Source organism: Kistimonas scapharcae (assembly GCF_039540975.1).
In the GTDB taxonomy this organism is placed as follows: Bacteria; Pseudomonadota; Gammaproteobacteria; order Pseudomonadales; family Endozoicomonadaceae; genus Kistimonas; species Kistimonas scapharcae.
Genome location: NZ_BAABFL010000278.1, coordinates 1 through 2,305 on the forward strand (window position 1 = coordinate 1; position 2,305 = coordinate 2,305).

Annotated in this window: 4 protein-coding genes; 1 reads left to right on the top strand and 3 read right to left on the bottom strand. The window is 50.4% G+C overall.

Annotation, left to right across the window (positions count from 1 at the left end; genetic code table 11):
- Positions 1-76: 76 nt before the first annotated feature.
- The 3 genes from ABD892_RS11025 to ABD892_RS11035 all read right to left on the bottom strand — a co-directional run bounded on the left by ABD892_RS11025 (position 77) and on the right by ABD892_RS11035 (position 1,705).
- Positions 77-535, bottom strand: coding sequence for a cupin domain-containing protein (locus ABD892_RS11025; protein ID WP_345195694.1), 459 nt, complete (start codon positions 533-535; stop codon positions 77-79).
- On the bottom strand, positions 504-1,175 hold the full coding sequence (locus ABD892_RS11030; RefSeq protein WP_345195696.1) for an SGNH/GDSL hydrolase family protein: 672 nt from the start codon (positions 1,173-1,175) through the stop codon (positions 504-506). Before ABD892_RS11030 ends, ABD892_RS11025 begins: the two co-directional genes overlap by 32 nt.
- Positions 1,176-1,243: 68 nt before the next feature.
- Positions 1,244-1,705, bottom strand: coding sequence for a GFA family protein (locus ABD892_RS11035; protein WP_345195697.1), 462 nt, complete (start codon positions 1,703-1,705; stop codon positions 1,244-1,246).
- Between the two features lie 218 nt (positions 1,706-1,923).
- Here ABD892_RS11035 and ABD892_RS11040 point away from each other — a divergent pair, with 218 nt between their 5' ends.
- A complete protein-coding gene (locus ABD892_RS11040; RefSeq protein ID WP_345195700.1) occupies positions 1,924-2,145 on the top strand; it encodes a YgdI/YgdR family lipoprotein in 222 nt (73 codons plus the stop codon).
- Positions 2,146-2,305 lie beyond the last annotated feature (160 nt).

Consider the following 2,305-nt stretch of genomic DNA (forward strand, 5'->3'; position numbering starts at 1 on the left):
TAAAGCGAAACTTTGTCAGTGTCGTAGCTCTGGCTTGTGCTTTTGTCTGGTTACCAATGTGAAACGTCAACAGCTCCTAGAGACTAATAAATTTTGACAGCGCTGGATCAATGGCAGTCAGCCGTCTGGCTGATTCTGATCGTGGAAGCATCAACTCAAAATCCACTTCTTCGAAGCCCGGCGCGACGGAGCACCCTACCAGTAGGGTATCAACCAGAGGTTCGGCTGCCTGCCAGATGCCCGCTGGTATCGCGTGACAAAACGCACCGGACTGGGCTGATAGGGTAATGACTTCAGGCGGTTTCATCGTGCCGTTCCACAAATAAAGATTCAGCCCTGCGCCCCGGTAAAGGCTCCAGATTTCATCGGCGCGTAACCGATGAAAGTGACTAATTTCACCGGGGTTGAGCGTGTAATAGATATGGGTGAGGGCGCTGCGGGGCTCGCCATCCGGCGTAGTGAGCCTGCCGTCAGATCTAAACACCGGACAAAAGCGTCCGCCCTCAGGGATTTCCATAAATGCTGTGGGTTTCATTGGCGGCGTCCGTTGTAAAAATTGAGCCCACCCTGTTAGCGATAGCGCTCCCCAGTGCGGCCTGGGCATGCTCATCCAGATGAACACCATCCAGTGGGCTGGGTTCAACACACGCTGCGGCATCCAGAAAGGCGCATTGGTGTTGAGTGGCAACAGCCCTGAAGTGTTTATCAAAGGATTCTGATTGGGTGATATCGCCATGACACTGTTGTAACAGCTCATGTGATAGTGTGTGGATACGGGGTGGTGAGATGATCATGATCTTGGGGGCGGCCCCTGCAGGGCCGGTTTGACTGCGTTGAGCGATGTGCGTCAAACAGGCTACCCCTTGAGCCGCGTCGTATGCTGTCAGTTCGGGGTTGTGAAGGACATCATTAGTACCCAGAAACAGAATGAGCAGGTCAATCGGCGCATGGGTTTCCAGAATGGGCTGTAGCAGTGCGGCCCCATTGCGCCCGACACGAAAAGGATCCTCATGCACCGTATAGCGGCCAGTCAGGCCTTCGGCAATCACATGGTAATCAGTCCCCAGTGTTGCCTGTAATACAGAAGGCCAACGCAGCTGCAGCGGATATCGTGCAGCCGTACCGGGAATGTAGCCCCATGTGATTGAGTCGCCATAGCAGAGAATCGTTTTCACTGGACAGTGATCCTGGATAAACGCTATTTGATTGTCAGCCTATCTGAAAATAGTGCTTCACAAGCCGTTCACTCTTGATAGCAAGCATATGCTTGCCGTTTCTGCTGAAGATCCTGCAGACCTTCCTCAATGGAGGGCTGAGTCTCATAGGTTAGCGCATCCTCCGGGATCATGATCCAGGCGGGAGCACTTTTCAGCCAGACGTGTGCATCAGGCACTAACCGGGCAGCTTGCTCCAGCGTGCCCGCTTTTAATTTGATGATGGCCGGCGCATCCGGGTTGAGATTGTAGATGCGATTACCGCAATCCGGGCAGAAGTGGGTCTTGTTTCGCGTGCCGACCGTGGATGTGCGCTCCCAGCTTTTCAGTTGGCCCGATATCAACTGGAAGGCATCTGATGGCAACAGCATGGAATAGGTACCAATACCTGAAGAGGCTTTCTGGCATTCCGTGCAATAGCAGGCGACCAGGGCGATATAATTATCGGGTATTTCATAGCGGACATTGCCGCACTGGCAGGATCCTTTCATCGTATTTTACCTGTTTTTAATGTTGCGCTTTTCCTAAGCGTGGTAACAGGTTGATCTTTTTTCACTGAAATGGAAAGTTTTTTGCCGTGTATGCCTTCATGTTTCAGCATCTTGTCAGTCGAGGAAAACAAACAAAAACAAATACCATACCGTGCGTACAGAAAATCATGTTGCCTGTTCAGTTACACTGTGGGTGACTAAAAAAATGGATGAGAATGATGAATAAAACAATAACGGCATTACTGCTCTCTACGTCTCTTGTCGTATTGGCCGGCTGTGCAACGCCGAGCGCTGTGCACCTGAATGATGGCACCCGAATTGATGCTGTCGATACCCCATCTTACGACGATGATAGCGGCTTCTATACCATTGAAACGGTGGATGGCAAGGAACGTAAAATCAACAAATCGGTGATTCATTCCATTGAGTCACTGGAATAATAAAGTAAACCCAATAAACGTGTTGGCAGACATTGATTGAGTGACGTTTATTGGGTGATTTTCAATATTATACGTCACACCGTAAGTACTCAAAAACTCCTGTGCAGACCACATGGCAGCCAGCATGAGGCGTATTCGATAATATTTGCCAGTCTCGGAA